This is a genomic window from Rhizobium sp. 0TCS1.26 (assembly GCF_050455525.1).
In the GTDB taxonomy this organism is placed as follows: Bacteria; Pseudomonadota; Alphaproteobacteria; order Rhizobiales; family Rhizobiaceae; genus Neorhizobium.
On sequence record NZ_JBCIYV010000001.1, the window covers coordinates 1 to 11,625 of the forward strand.

Consider the following 11,625-nt stretch of genomic DNA (forward strand, 5'->3'; position numbering starts at 1 on the left):
AGAAGTGGCACGCCCTAGGGGAGTCGAACCCCTCTTCCCAGAATGAAAATCTGGTGTCCTAACCGATAGACGAAGGGCGCGTGCCGTGGCGCCCTTATAGGGGCGCAAATGCGGTCCCGCAAGCACCTAAATGACGATTGGGTGACGTCCCAGCGAGATTTTTCAAGCGCCCGTTGACCGCACCGTGCCGGCGCTCGGAGACGCTGTTGTGCGCTTCCGTCGCGGGGAAAATGGCAATGTTCTGAAGAAGAAGTGGCACGCCCTAGGGGAGTCGAACCCCTCTTCCCAGAATGAAAATCTGGTGTCCTAACCGATAGACGAAGGGCGCGTGCGCTTCGTGGTGGCGCCCTTATACGGGCAGAATTTTCCGTTGCAAGAGGAAAAACGCAGTTTGTCAGAAGCAGGCTTCGAGCTTCGCGACGGAAGCGGTGGAAAACCGCCCCGACAGCGTCATGCTGCCGGCAAACGAGCAGGGTGGCGCCGGTCTGCGGGCACCGTACGCGTGCGGCGCCAGCCGTTGGCGTGGTTCAGGCGCGGTTGTCGGTCGGCTTCAGGCGCGCGACCAACAGCGCCGTCAACACCGCGAGGATGCCGATGGCGGCGGCGACATAACAGATGTTCTCGATGCCCAGATGCTCGATGACCGCACCGCCGATGATCGCCCCGAGCCCGATGCCGGCATTTGCCATCGAGACATTGAGCGTTCCAGCCAGCGCCTGGGCATGCGAGGCGGCCTTCATCACCCGCACCTGGCAGATGGGGTAGAGGGCGGTGTTGGCGATGCCCCAGGCGGCCAGCGCGACGATCAGCAGCGCGTGCGACCCGGAAAAAGGCGTGGTGGCCGCCATGCCGAGCGACAGGACAAGCGTCGCGACACCGGTGGCCGCCAGCGGACCGCGGCCGACGAAATGACCGCCCAGCCAGTTGCCGCCAAGGCCGAGGACGCCGAAGCCCATCAGCCACCAGCCGACCTGCGAGGTCGGGATGCCGGCGACCTTTTCCAGCGTATCGGCAAGATAGGTGTAGGCGGTGAACATTGCGGTGAAGACCAGGACCGACAGCACGATATTGCCGAGGAAGAATCGATCTTTCAGGATGCCGGCCTGGGCTGCTGCGCCGACTTTCTGCGGGCGGGCGATGGCGGGCATGACGACGGCGAGCAGGCCAGCCATCAACAGCGAGATGAAGGCGAGCACCCAGAACGTGCCGCGCCAGCCGACCGCATCGGCGGCAAGCGTGCCGAGCGGAATGCCGAAGACCATGGCGGCGGCGATGCCCATGTAGACCTGCGAGATCGCCTTGCCGGCGCGCTCCGGTCCGACAAGATCACCGGCGGTTTCGCTGGCCGTACCCCAGAACACCGGAAGTGCCAGTGCCGGAAGGAAGCGGCCGAGGCCAAGCACCCAGATGTTTGGCGCAGCCGCCGCAGCCACGTTGGAGATGGCAAACAGCACGAGGATCGCAACGAACAGCCGTTTGCGCTCGAGATGCGAGAGCATTGCTGTCAGAAACGGGCCCGCCAGCATCACGGTGAAGGCGAACAGCGTCACCAACTGGCCGGCGAGCGAAACGGGAATGTCGAGGTCTCGGGCAAGACCCGGCAGCAGGCCAACGATGATGAATTCGGTGGTGACGATCACGAAGGCGCAGATCGCCAGCAGCAGGACGGAAAGGCTGTTACCGCTCGTCTGAGCGCTTCGGGCTGGGGTGGACGTGGTCATCGACATGGCAGGCTCCTGAAAGGCAGTCTGCTGCATACTGATGACTGGCATTCCCGTCTCGCGGCATTATTTCGCCACTTGAGTGACTAAAATTCCAGAATGAGGCACCTCACATGTATCCGTCCGAACGCCTGAAGGGCATCGATACCTTCGTTCAGGCCGCCGATACCGGCAGTTTCACGGCGGCGGCCGAGCGGCTGAACCTCAGCAATTCGGCGGTCAGCAAGAGCGTTGCGCGCCTGGAGGGACGGCTCGGCCGCCGGCTGTTCGAGCGTACGACCCGGCGGTTGACGCTGACCGATGCTGGCGCTGCCTTCTATGCGATCTGCGTGCGGGTGCTGGCCGAACTGGGGGAGGCCGAGGCGGTGCTGGCCGCCTACGAGAACGAGCCCGTTGGACGATTGAAGATCAACGTGCCCGTCGCCTACGGCCATATGCAGGTGATGCCGCTGATCCTGCAATTGGCGGAGCGCTACCCGCAGCTGATGCCGGATATCCGCTTTACCGACCGCTTCGTCGATCTGGTGGAGGATAATGTCGATCTCGCCGTGCGGATCAGTGCCACCGAGACCTGGCCGGAGGGACTGGGGCGGCGCTATCTCGGGTCCGAGCGGCTGATCTTTTGCGCGGCACCTCAGTTCATCGAGCGTCATGGTCGGCCGTCCAGCATCGACGAACTGCATCGCTACGACAGCGTTCTCTACGGCCGGGCGGACGGAACGACGTTGCCCTGGCGGCTGCCAAGGGAGGGCGGTACCATCGAGCGCAAGCCGATGGACGGGCGGATCGTTGTCGGCAGCGCCGAAGCGCAGGTGGCGGCGGTAAAGGCCGGCTTCGGCATTGCGCAGCTCGCGACGTGGCTGATCGAGGCGGAACTGCAAAGCGGAGCGCTTGTCGATGTGCTGCCGCAGAGCGCCGTGGACGGGCTGCCGCTGCATCTCGTATGGCCGCTCAGCCGCCAGCTCGTGCCGAAGGTCGACGCGCTGATCACGCTGCTGGCCGAGCGCCTGCGGATCGCATGAAGGCGCGGCCGGGGCCGGCCAATCAAAATCAGATGAAATGAAGAAGGAGAAGTGGCACGCCCTAGGGGAGTCGAACCCCTCTTCCCAGAATGAAAATCTGGTGTCCTAACCGATAGACGAAGGGCGCGTGCGCTTCGTGGTGGCGCCCTTATAGGGGCGTGTTCCTCGGCTGGCAAGCGCCTTTTTCAAAGATCTGCAAGATTTTTGAAGGGAGAATGGGCGAAGGTCCGAGGGAGCTTTCCAGTGGCAGTGCAGCTGCTTACGCGGCTGCTCTCCACCAGTTTCTCATCACCACAGGCCGTCTTCCGGCTTGCCCGCCGGATTGGCGGCGGATGGTGCCGCGGCGGGCGACGCCTCGGCCGTCTGCCGGGCGCTGAACATGCTGCCGCTCATCGGGTTGATGTTGCGCACCGGCGCATAGGCCGGCACGCCGTTGGCTTCCGCCACCTGCGCGTTGGCGAGCGCAAAGATGCTGTTCTGGTTGGCCTGCACGCCGGTCGGCTGATGGATCGCTTCGCCGAGATCTGTCGGTCCGGGTGCAGATCCAGCTGCGGCGGCGACGGGATTGGCCGAGGCGACCGTCGCTCCCTGCTGGCTCGTACTGCGCGCTGGATGCCTGGTTGGTGCCGTTGCCGCTCCGCCGGCACTCGACGCCACCATCGGATCGACATAGCCGGGCGCCTTCTGCGGCTTGCCGGCCGCAGCCATCACCGCCCTGGCCGTGTCCTGCTTCTGCGGCTTCACGTCTTGCGCCAAAGCGATGTCGGCGCTTGCCGCTTCGTTCGCCTCAGGACCCTTTGCGCTTCTGGCAAGCAGGCTGCTGCAGCCGCTCAGCGACAGCGCGGCGAGGGCGGTCGCCAGCAGCAGCAGCGACGGACGGGAAAGACGGGTTTGGCGAGAGGTGGCCGGCATGGCAATATCCGCTGTGGATCGACAGGATGACCCACATTAGCCGGCGAAGCCTGCGTCAGGCTTGGCGGTGCACGCCTCGCCTGACTGCGGTTGTGCGGGAGGGCCTGACGCGGCCGCTCCCTTTTTTGCCGGTTACCAGCTGCCGGTGTTTTGCATCGACTGCCAGGGTTCTGCCGGTGCAAGCGCCGGGCCCTTCTGCAGGATCTCGATGGAGATGCCGTCCGGCGACTTGACGAAGGCCATGTTGCCGTCGCGCGGCGGACGGTTGATGGTCACGCCCTTGTCCATCAGCTGCTGGCAGAACGCGTAGATGTCGTCGACCTCATAGGCGAGGTGACCGAAATTGCGGCCGCCGGAATAATCCTCGGTGTCCCAGTTGTAGGTCAGTTCGAGCAGCGGCGCCTTGATCGACTGGCCGGCATCGGCATCGTCCGGGGCGGCGAGAAAGATCAGCGTGAAGCGGCCCTTTTCGTTTTCCGTGCGGCGAACTTCGGTCAGGCCGAAGATGCGCGTGTAGAAATCGAGGGAAGCATCGAGGTCCTTGATTCGGACCATGGTGTGTAGGTAGCGCATGGGTCGCAATCCTCCTAAAGCGTGCGTGCATGGGTGTCGTCCAAGCCCGTGGGATATGCGGCAGACAACAGCCTCAGGCAAGCAGCATGGACTACAAAGAAGGAGATAAAGCGTGGGCGGGGGCTTGCGCTGGACGAACCGCGCGATGTTAACATATCCTCTAAGAATCAGTTAACCGTGCCATCGTAACGCGTAATCCAGGGGCTGGCAGAATGACGGACAAAATGTCATCGAAGGGCATCGCGGGTTTCGAGGAGCTCGCTGGAGAGCCGGTCGAACTGATCGAGATCACCGGCATCGTCAAATGGTTCGATGTCGCCAAGGGCTTCGGCTTCATCGTGCCGGACAACGGCATGCAGGACGTGTTGCTGCACGTCACCTGCCTTCGCCGCGACGGATACCAGACCATCCTCGAAGGCACGCGCATCGTCGCGCTGATCCAGCGCCGTGACCGCGGCTACCAGGCCTTCCGTATCCTGTCGATGGACCAGTCGACAGCCATCCACCCTTCTCAGATGCCGCCGGTGCGCACCCACGTCCAGGTGACGCCGACGAGCGGCCTGGAGCGTGCTCTGGTCAAGTGGTTCAATCGCACCAAGGGCTTCGGCTTCCTGACGCGCGGCGAGGGCACCGAGGACATCTTCATCCACATGGAAACGCTGCGCCGCTTCGGCCTCACCGAGCTGCGGCCGGGCCAGGTCGTGCTCGTCCGCTTCGGGCCGGGCGACAAGGGATTGATGGCAGCCGAAATCCATCCGGATGGGCCGGCGGTCCTGCCGCGGGCGCACTGATGCGCGGCGCGTTGAACAACCTGTCGCAGGGCGTTCGCCTGATCTGCGCCGTCATTTCGGTTCTGGCGGTCTGCATGTCGATGGCCGCCGCACAGGTGCGGTTCGACAAGCAGCCCCTGACGATCGAGACCCGCGCCGGTGCCCGCCACCAGTTGACCGTCGAGCTTGCCGTCGATCCGCAGCAGCGCGAGCAGGGCCTGATGTACCGCAAGCAGATGCCGACCGACCACGGCATGCTGTTTGATTTCGACGAGGCACGGCCGGTCTCGATGTGGATGCGCAACACGCTCATTCCGCTCGACATGCTGTTCCTCGATGATAAGGGCGTCGTCACCCATCTTCATGAGGGTGCGGTTCCGCTGTCGGAAGCGATCATTTCCTCTGGTGGGCCTGTCCGATACGTGCTGGAACTGAACGGCGGGGCGATAAAGACGCTTGGAATCAAGCCCGGCGATCGGGTCGTCAGCCGGCAGATCGGCAGTGCCGGGTAGACCGGCCTTAACTGTCTGTCGATCTTTGGATTTTAGAGTTGCGGGAGGCAGGGGAAGCGTGTATCCCGCTTCTCGTCGTCGGCACGGAGTGTAGCGCAGCCTGGTAGCGCATCTGGTTTGGGACCAGAGGGTCGGGAGTTCGAATCTCTCCACTCCGACCATCGACGGCTTAAGGTTTCGACCATCCGTCGAGTACTCGAAGCGTCGTTCGACAGGACGGCGATGCAACCCGGCGGACGATCAGCCGTTACCGGCAACGGACCGCGAGCCTTCGTCGAAAAGGCGCGCTGTCGGAATGGTGCAGGATCGACACGGCAGAAGCCGGATGAGCCTGCGAGTGTAAACGACGCCTGCAAGACGATGCAGAAGGAGCGTTAGAGCAATGACCGCCAAGATCTATCGTCCCGCAAAATCCGCAATGCAGTCCGGCAAGGCGAAGACGCATCTCTGGGTGCTGGAATTCGACCAGGAAGAGCCGCGCCGGATCGATCCGATCCTCGGCTACACCTCTTCCTCCGACATGCAGCAGCAGGTACGCCTGAACTTCGAGACGCTGGAGCAGGCGCAAGCCTATGCCGAGCGCGAAGGCATCGAATACCGGGTGATCATGCCGAAGGAAGCCGCCCGCCAGGTCGTTTCCTACTCCGACAATTTCAAGTACAGCCGCCTGCAGCCCTGGACCCACTGACTGCAATTTCTCTGCGGACGCCACCAGCCTCGCGCTGGGGCGGATACCGGCATCCGGCCCCTTAGCTCAGCTGGATAGAGCACCTGCCTTCTAAGCAGGTTGTCGCAGGTTCGATTCCTGCAGGGGTCGCCAGCCACCAGCTGACTTAATGACATGGATGGTGCAATTGGCGGTATGGAGGTGCAACTCTGTTCCGTCCGACATGCGTGCGTGCTGCCTCTCCCTGCTTGAGCGATCGCATGCGCCATAAGCCCCGTGACCACGGGCGCCGCTCCACCCCGATCACCAGCCACTGCCGCTCGTGTCACCATCGCTCCGCAATGCTGGTCCAACAACGAAAAAAGCCCGGCTTGGTGCCGGGCTCTCTCGATTCTGAAGTGGTGGCGAAATCCTCAGTCGGCGTGGATATCGCGGTCCTTGGTTTCCGGCAGGAACAGAATGCCGATCACCAGCGTGATGCCGGCAAACACGATCGGATACCAGAGGCCGTAGTAGATATCGCCCTTGGCAGCGCTCATCGCGAAGGCCGTTGCGGGCAGCAGGCCGCCGAACCAGCCGTTGCCGATGTGGTAGGGCAGCGACATGCCGGTGTAGCGGATGCGGGTCGGGAACATCTCGACGAGCAGTGCCGCGATCGGCCCGTAGACCATCGTCACGTAGATGACGAGAACGGTGAGGATGGCGATGATGGCGACCCAGTTGACCGCGTTCGGGTCGGCGACCATGGTGAAGTTGCCGCTGCCCGGTACCGAATAGACGGCCATTTCCGTGACGCCGGCGGCTTCTTCGGCCGTCAGCAGCTTCTGGGTGACGAGGTCTGCTCCGGAGACGGACTGCTTTTCGCCGGCGCGGATGGTGGCCGGGTTAAGCGGCAGTTCCGGATTTGCGGCAGCGAACGCGTCGAGCTTGGCGTCCGGCACCTTGGTCACGCCGCGCACCAGCGGATAGCCGCCGGCCTGCAGCGCAAGGTTTACCTGCTTTTCGAAGTTGATCCCCATCGCCCGTGCATTGGCTCCGGCGCTGAGCGCGTCGTAGCTGGCGACGGTTGCCGTGCCGATCTTGACCGAAGCAGGCGCTCCTGCCGGGCCATCGACGATGTCATAGGGAACCGAGTTGCGGGTGAGGAACGAGGTGGCGATGTCGCACGAGGTGGTGAACTTCGCCGTGCCGGTAGGGTTGAACTGGAACCGGCAATCGCCCGGAGCGGCCGTCACCGTTGCCCGAACATTTTCCTGTGCCGTGGCCAGTGCCGGGTTGCCGTACTTGGTCAGTCCGGCGAACAGCGGGAAGTAGGTGACCATTGCCAGGAACAGGCCGGCCATGATGATCGGCTTGCGGCCGATCTTGTCCGACAGCCAGCCGAAGAAGACGAAGAAGCCGGTGCCGAGCAGCAGCGAGCAGGCGACCATGATGTTCGCCGATTGACCATCGACCTTCAGGATGTTCTGCAGGAAGAACAGCGCGTAGAATTGGCCGGAATACCAGACGACGGCCTGGCCGACGACGGCGCCGAACAGCGCGAGCAGGGCGATCTTGGCATTGCGCCACTGGCCAAAGGCCTCGGTCAGCGGAGCTTTCGAACCCTTGCCCTCTTCCTTCATCTTCTTGAAGGCCGGCGATTCGTTCATCTTCAGGCGGATCCAGACGGAAACGCCGAGCAGGATGACCGAGAGCAGGAACGGCACGCGCCAGCCCCAGGCGGCGAAGGCTTCACGTCCGAGAAGCATCTGGACGCCAAGGATGACCACCAGCGACAGGAACAGGCCGAGCGTTGCGGTCGTCTGGATCCACGAGGTGAAGAAGCCGCGCCGTCCGTGCGGTGCATGTTCGGCTACGTAAGTCGCTGCGCCGCCGTATTCACCGCCGAGCGCCAGGCCCTGGAGCATGCGCAATGCGATGAGCAGGATGGGCGCGAGAATGCCGATGGTGCCGGAGCCGGGCAGGACGCCGACCAGGAAGGTCGACAGACCCATGATCAGGATCGTCACCAGGAAGGTGTATTTGCGGCCGACGAGATCGCCCAGCCGACCGAAGACGAGGGCGCCGAAAGGACGCACCAGGAAGCCCGCGGCGAAAGCCAGCAACGCAAAGATGTTTCTGGTGGTCTCCGGATACTGGCTGAAGAACGCCGCGCCGATATAGATGGCCAGCGAACCGTACAGATAGAAATCGTACCATTCGAAAACGGTGCCGAGGGACGAGGCGAAGATGACCTTCTTCTCCTCTTTCGTGATTGGGCCTTGCCGCGTCGCGGCCGGCATCGTGATGTTTGCCATGAAATCTCCTCCCAACGCATTCGGACCGCGGGAACCGCCGACATCCGAAGAAATGCGCAGTTGAAAAATATCACGTTTGCAGCCGGAGCAGAGGGCTACTTTGGTCTACTGCCGACACGCGGCCGCGGGCTTGTGCCAGGAGCTGAAGTTGCCTGCCGGCGATCTGCGGGGGGAGAGACCATGGCGCCGGGCTTCCTCCCGCCTGCCGCGAACAGTGCCGGTCGGCTGACAGGTGCAAATATCCCAAAGAAACTTCAGGAACATTCCAAGCATCTCCCTGTTTGACAGAGGCAGACATCGAGAACGATGCGACACGGAGGAAATAGAATGATTAAGATTATCCTGGCGAGCACCCTTGCCCTTGGTCTTTCGACGGCAGCCATTGCTCAGTCGAGCTCGGGCGGCGGAAGCGGCGCCGGCGGCACCAGCGGTGGCGCAAGCACCGGCTCCAGCGGATCGAGCAGCGGCTCGGCAACCGGCGGCGCAGGTGCCGGCACGGGTTCCAGCGGCACCAGCGATTCTACCGGTTCCGGCAATGCGGCCGGTGGCGGTTCCAACTGCGGCCCGTCAACCTCGAACACCACCCAGTCGGCCAATACGGGCAATGCTCCCGCTGGCACCGAGACCAAGGTCGGTCAGGCTCCGACCTGCTGATTTACAAGCGGGGAGAGGCGCGCAGCGTCTCTCCCTTACTATCGACGTTTCAGTCGACCGATTGAGACGGACTTACAAGCCATCACCGAGCGAGGCGGCCAAGTCGACGCCACCGGTGGATCCTGCCAAGATCCGCTTCCTCGTAGAGCTTCCGGCTCTTGAACTCTTCGACATCGATTCCTATTTCACTGTCATCACCCGTATAGATGACCTCCTGCCGCGGCCATGCCCGGCGTTCGAGGCTGTCCGGGTCTCAAAGAGGGCGCTCCCCGCAAGGGTCGAGCGCCCTTTTTGTTTGATCGGGAATGCCAGCCGGCGTCGCGGCCACACGTGGCCCGCAGCGGCTGGACTGTCACCAGCCGCCGGTCTGCCGCCAGTAGGCGAGGAAGGCGAGGAAGGCCACCGCCGTCAGGACGCGCGACGTGAGGCGCATGAGACGCTGCGGCGTCTGCGACGGCAGGCTCTGCGCCCGCCCGGTTGAAGTGTCGAAAGGTCCGGATGCCATTGATTGCTACGGCGTGAATGGACGTTTTTCAGCGTTCGCGGACAATGGGTGCACGTTCGCCCCTCCGCTTTCCCCCGATCCTCCACCATCCGTCATGGATGCGGTCGGATACGTCTCGTTCACAACTCACCGTCTCCCTTGGTTGTCGTCACTGTGTCGTAAGTGCGCATAAGCGCAAGCACAAATGGCGCGCAGCGGGGCGGCGACAAGCATTTGAGGGGCAAACGGGACCATGTGTTGCACAGATGCGACGGGTTCATGGTTAACGCTCCGTAGCATGGCCTCTGATCCGTCCGATCGTCTGCAAGGCTACCCTGCTGCCAGTTTTCGGCTTATTGTGATACATGCTCACGTCGCTGCCGGTGATTTGCCGGATGGCGGAGGTATGGATTTGAAGCCTTGCGGCACCGCTTGGGAGGAAGCGGTGTCCGGATGAGGGAATGGCATGACGAGACTGTCTTCGGCTGCGATAGCCTGCGGCTGGCTGGCTGCTACGACGCTCAGTGCGTCGATACTGGTCGCGCCTGCATGTGCAAACGACGGGCTGCTGATCTGGACCCCGACGAAAAATTCCGACACCGCCTACAATGCCCGGCTTGGGACCCGCGTTCCCGGCTGGACGAACGCCTCGGCAGGCGTGGATGTCGGTGTGGCATCGGCGGTCAAAGGCGGACGCGTCGATACGCCGGTGAAGGTGTGGGGGCGGGTAACCGCCAGTCAACTGCAGATGCCGGCCTATCAGTTGCGCCGGGACATCGATGTGCGGATGAACGCGCTGACCGGCGGTGCTGCCGCCGAGGTCAGCACCTCGAACAAGCGCATTGTCAGCGGCTCACTGGACCTCGAATTGCGGCGCACGGTCGGTCTCACCTATGACGGCATCGCGCAGCAATGGAGCGGCCTTAACGTCAATCAGGCGGTCCGCCTGTCGACACCGGCCTACGGCACGGCGCTGGTGGTGAAGGCCGGCGCCATCGATGATTTCAAGCGGCTGGGCGCCGGCATGGCGCTTGAGCAGTCGCTGACCAAATCCATCTCGATTACCGGCAGCCTGGAGCGCGCCGTCGGATCGGACCTGTCGGCCGGCATCAATGCCCGCTACTCGCTGACCTGGTAGGCACCTGCGTTAAGGCAAGGCGGCCTGCCGCACGAAGAAAGGGCGCCCTGGAGCGCCCTTTCTCATAGCCGTTGTCTGCTTCAGACGATCGCCGTCAGTGGAGGATCTGGCTGAGGAACAGCTTGGTCCGTTCGTGCTGCGGATTGTCGAAGAACTCCGCTGGCGAGTTCTGTTCGACGATCTGGCCCTGGTCCATGAAGATTACCCGGTTCGCCACCTGCCGCGCAAAGCCCATTTCATGGGTTACGCACAGCATGGTCATGCCGTCTTCGGCAAGGCTGACCATGGTATCAAGCACTTCCTTGACCATTTCCGGATCGAGCGCCGATGTCGGCTCATCGAACAGCATGATCTGCGGCTTCATGCACAGCGAGCGGGCGATCGCCACGCGCTGCTGCTGGCCGCCGGAAAGCTGGCCCGGATACTTGTGCGCCTGCTCGGGGATCTTCACCCGCGTCAGGTAGTGCATCGCCACTTCCTCGGCTTCCTTCTTCGGCATCTTGCGAACCCAGATCGGTGCCAGCGTGCAGTTTTCCAGGATCGTCAGGTGCGGGAAGAGGTTGAAGTGCTGAAACACCATGCCGACTTCGCGGCGCACTTCGTCGATCTTCTTGAGGTCGTTGGTCAGTTCCTTGTCGTCGACGATGATGGTGCCCGACTGGTGTTCCTCGAGGCGGTTGATGCAGCGGATCATCGTCGACTTGCCCGAGCCCGAAGGGCCGGCAATGACGATGCGCTCGCCGCGCATGACCTTGAGGTTGATGTCGCGCAGCACGTGGAAATCGCCGTACCACTTGTTCATGCCGATGATCTCGATGGCGACGTCGGTCGCCGATACGGCCATCTTCTTTGCCTGGGCTTCTGCCATGAGCTTT

At 63.0% G+C, this 11,625-nt stretch carries 12 protein-coding genes and 5 tRNA genes; 8 read left to right on the forward strand and 9 right to left on the reverse strand.

What is annotated here, in order from left to right:
- Positions 1 to 5: 5 nt before the first annotated feature.
- The 3 genes from AAIH46_RS00005 to AAIH46_RS00015 all read right to left on the reverse strand — a co-directional run bounded on the left by AAIH46_RS00005 (position 6) and on the right by AAIH46_RS00015 (position 1,727).
- Positions 6 to 80 (reverse strand) — tRNA-Glu (locus AAIH46_RS00005).
- Positions 81 to 253: 173 nt separating this feature from the next.
- A tRNA-Glu gene (locus AAIH46_RS00010) sits at positions 254 to 328 on the reverse strand.
- 199 nt (positions 329 to 527) lie between these two features.
- Entirely contained in the window at positions 528 to 1,727 is a 1,200-nt protein-coding gene (locus tag AAIH46_RS00015) for an MFS transporter (RefSeq protein WP_430303447.1), read from the reverse strand.
- 107 nt (positions 1,728 to 1,834) lie between these two features.
- Between AAIH46_RS00015 and AAIH46_RS00020 the strand changes: the two genes are divergently transcribed.
- Complete coding sequence (locus AAIH46_RS00020) at positions 1,835 to 2,743, forward strand: LysR family transcriptional regulator (protein WP_430303448.1); 909 nt, start codon at positions 1,835 to 1,837, stop codon at positions 2,741 to 2,743.
- Between the two features lie 52 nt (positions 2,744 to 2,795).
- Here the strand turns inward: AAIH46_RS00020 and AAIH46_RS00025 are convergent.
- The 3 genes from AAIH46_RS00025 to gloA form a co-directional block, all read right to left on the reverse strand.
- Positions 2,796 to 2,870 (reverse strand) — tRNA-Glu (locus tag AAIH46_RS00025).
- 161 nt (positions 2,871 to 3,031) lie between these two features.
- A complete protein-coding gene (locus AAIH46_RS00030) occupies positions 3,032 to 3,655 on the reverse strand; it encodes a hypothetical protein (RefSeq protein ID WP_430303449.1) in 624 nt (207 codons plus the stop codon).
- A 132-nt stretch (positions 3,656 to 3,787) separates the two neighbouring features.
- Positions 3,788 to 4,228, reverse strand: a complete 441-nt coding sequence (gloA, locus tag AAIH46_RS00035; RefSeq protein ID WP_430303450.1) for a lactoylglutathione lyase — start codon at positions 4,226 to 4,228, stop codon at positions 3,788 to 3,790.
- Positions 4,229 to 4,440: 212 nt separating this feature from the next.
- Between gloA and AAIH46_RS00040 the strand changes: the two genes are divergently transcribed.
- The 5 genes from AAIH46_RS00040 (at position 4,441) to AAIH46_RS00060 (ending at position 6,330) form a co-directional block, all read left to right on the forward strand.
- Complete coding sequence (locus tag AAIH46_RS00040; protein WP_430303451.1) at positions 4,441 to 5,019, forward strand: cold-shock protein; 579 nt, start codon at positions 4,441 to 4,443, stop codon at positions 5,017 to 5,019.
- Positions 5,019 to 5,510: a DUF192 domain-containing protein gene (locus AAIH46_RS00045; protein WP_430303452.1), complete on the forward strand. Its 492-nt coding sequence runs from the start codon at positions 5,019 to 5,021 to the stop codon at positions 5,508 to 5,510. Before AAIH46_RS00040 ends, AAIH46_RS00045 begins: the two co-directional genes overlap by 1 nt.
- A gap of 84 nt (positions 5,511 to 5,594) precedes the next feature.
- A tRNA-Pro gene (locus AAIH46_RS00050) sits at positions 5,595 to 5,671 on the forward strand.
- Between the two features lie 221 nt (positions 5,672 to 5,892).
- Positions 5,893 to 6,198 (forward strand): ETC complex I subunit, encoded by a 306-nt coding sequence (locus AAIH46_RS00055; protein WP_430303453.1) that lies wholly within the window; start codon positions 5,893 to 5,895, stop codon positions 6,196 to 6,198.
- Positions 6,199 to 6,253: 55 nt separating this feature from the next.
- Positions 6,254 to 6,330 (forward strand) — tRNA-Arg (locus AAIH46_RS00060).
- Positions 6,331 to 6,590: 260 nt separating this feature from the next.
- On the opposite strand, the gene AAIH46_RS00065 is transcribed toward AAIH46_RS00060, so the two are convergent.
- The gene (locus AAIH46_RS00065) at positions 6,591 to 8,474 is read right to left on the reverse strand and encodes an MFS transporter (protein WP_430303454.1); all 1,884 of its coding nucleotides are present in this window, start codon (positions 8,472 to 8,474) and stop codon (positions 6,591 to 6,593) included.
- Positions 8,475 to 8,801: 327 nt separating this feature from the next.
- Here AAIH46_RS00065 and AAIH46_RS00070 point away from each other — a divergent pair, with 327 nt between their 5' ends.
- Positions 8,802 to 9,128 (forward strand): hypothetical protein, encoded by a 327-nt coding sequence (locus AAIH46_RS00070; protein WP_430303455.1) that lies wholly within the window; start codon positions 8,802 to 8,804, stop codon positions 9,126 to 9,128.
- Between the two features lie 352 nt (positions 9,129 to 9,480).
- Here the strand turns inward: AAIH46_RS00070 and AAIH46_RS00075 are convergent, their stop codons facing one another.
- A complete protein-coding gene (locus tag AAIH46_RS00075) occupies positions 9,481 to 9,633 on the reverse strand; it encodes a hypothetical protein (protein WP_430303456.1) in 153 nt (50 codons plus the stop codon).
- A 445-nt stretch (positions 9,634 to 10,078) separates the two neighbouring features.
- Here AAIH46_RS00075 and AAIH46_RS00080 point away from each other — a divergent pair, with 445 nt between their 5' ends.
- Positions 10,079 to 10,750: a hypothetical protein gene (locus tag AAIH46_RS00080; RefSeq protein ID WP_430303457.1), complete on the forward strand. Its 672-nt coding sequence runs from the start codon at positions 10,079 to 10,081 to the stop codon at positions 10,748 to 10,750.
- Between the two features lie 94 nt (positions 10,751 to 10,844).
- Here AAIH46_RS00080 and AAIH46_RS00085 read toward each other — a convergent pair whose 3' ends face one another.
- Positions 10,845 to 11,618: an amino acid ABC transporter ATP-binding protein gene (locus AAIH46_RS00085; protein WP_430303458.1), complete on the reverse strand. Its 774-nt coding sequence runs from the start codon at positions 11,616 to 11,618 to the stop codon at positions 10,845 to 10,847.
- Between the last annotated feature and the right edge of the window lie 7 nt (positions 11,619 to 11,625).

What these genes read in the sequence shown, in the direction of transcription:
- AAIH46_RS00015 (WP_430303447.1), bottom strand. Translation starts at nt 1,727, where the DNA reads ATGTCGATGACCACGTCCACCCCAGCCCGAAGCGCTCAGACGAGCGGT.
- AAIH46_RS00085 (WP_430303458.1), bottom strand. Translation starts at nt 11,618, where the DNA reads ATGGCAGAAGCCCAGGCAAAGAAGATGGCCGTATCGGCGACCGACGTC.
- AAIH46_RS00080 (WP_430303457.1), top strand. Translation starts at nt 10,079, where the DNA reads ATGACGAGACTGTCTTCGGCTGCGATAGCCTGCGGCTGGCTGGCTGCT.
- AAIH46_RS00020 (WP_430303448.1), top strand. Translation starts at nt 1,835, where the DNA reads ATGTATCCGTCCGAACGCCTGAAGGGCATCGATACCTTCGTTCAGGCC.
- AAIH46_RS00045 (WP_430303452.1), top strand. Translation starts at nt 5,019, where the DNA reads ATGCGCGGCGCGTTGAACAACCTGTCGCAGGGCGTTCGCCTGATCTGC.
- gloA (WP_430303450.1), bottom strand. Translation starts at nt 4,228, where the DNA reads ATGCGCTACCTACACACCATGGTCCGAATCAAGGACCTCGATGCTTCC.
- AAIH46_RS00055 (WP_430303453.1), top strand. Translation starts at nt 5,893, where the DNA reads ATGACCGCCAAGATCTATCGTCCCGCAAAATCCGCAATGCAGTCCGGC.
- AAIH46_RS00070 (WP_430303455.1), top strand. Translation starts at nt 8,802, where the DNA reads ATGATTAAGATTATCCTGGCGAGCACCCTTGCCCTTGGTCTTTCGACG.
- AAIH46_RS00075 (WP_430303456.1), bottom strand. Translation starts at nt 9,633, where the DNA reads ATGGCATCCGGACCTTTCGACACTTCAACCGGGCGGGCGCAGAGCCTG.
- AAIH46_RS00065 (WP_430303454.1), bottom strand. Translation starts at nt 8,474, where the DNA reads ATGGCAAACATCACGATGCCGGCCGCGACGCGGCAAGGCCCAATCACG.
- AAIH46_RS00040 (WP_430303451.1), top strand. Translation starts at nt 4,441, where the DNA reads ATGACGGACAAAATGTCATCGAAGGGCATCGCGGGTTTCGAGGAGCTC.
- AAIH46_RS00030 (WP_430303449.1), bottom strand. Translation starts at nt 3,655, where the DNA reads ATGCCGGCCACCTCTCGCCAAACCCGTCTTTCCCGTCCGTCGCTGCTG.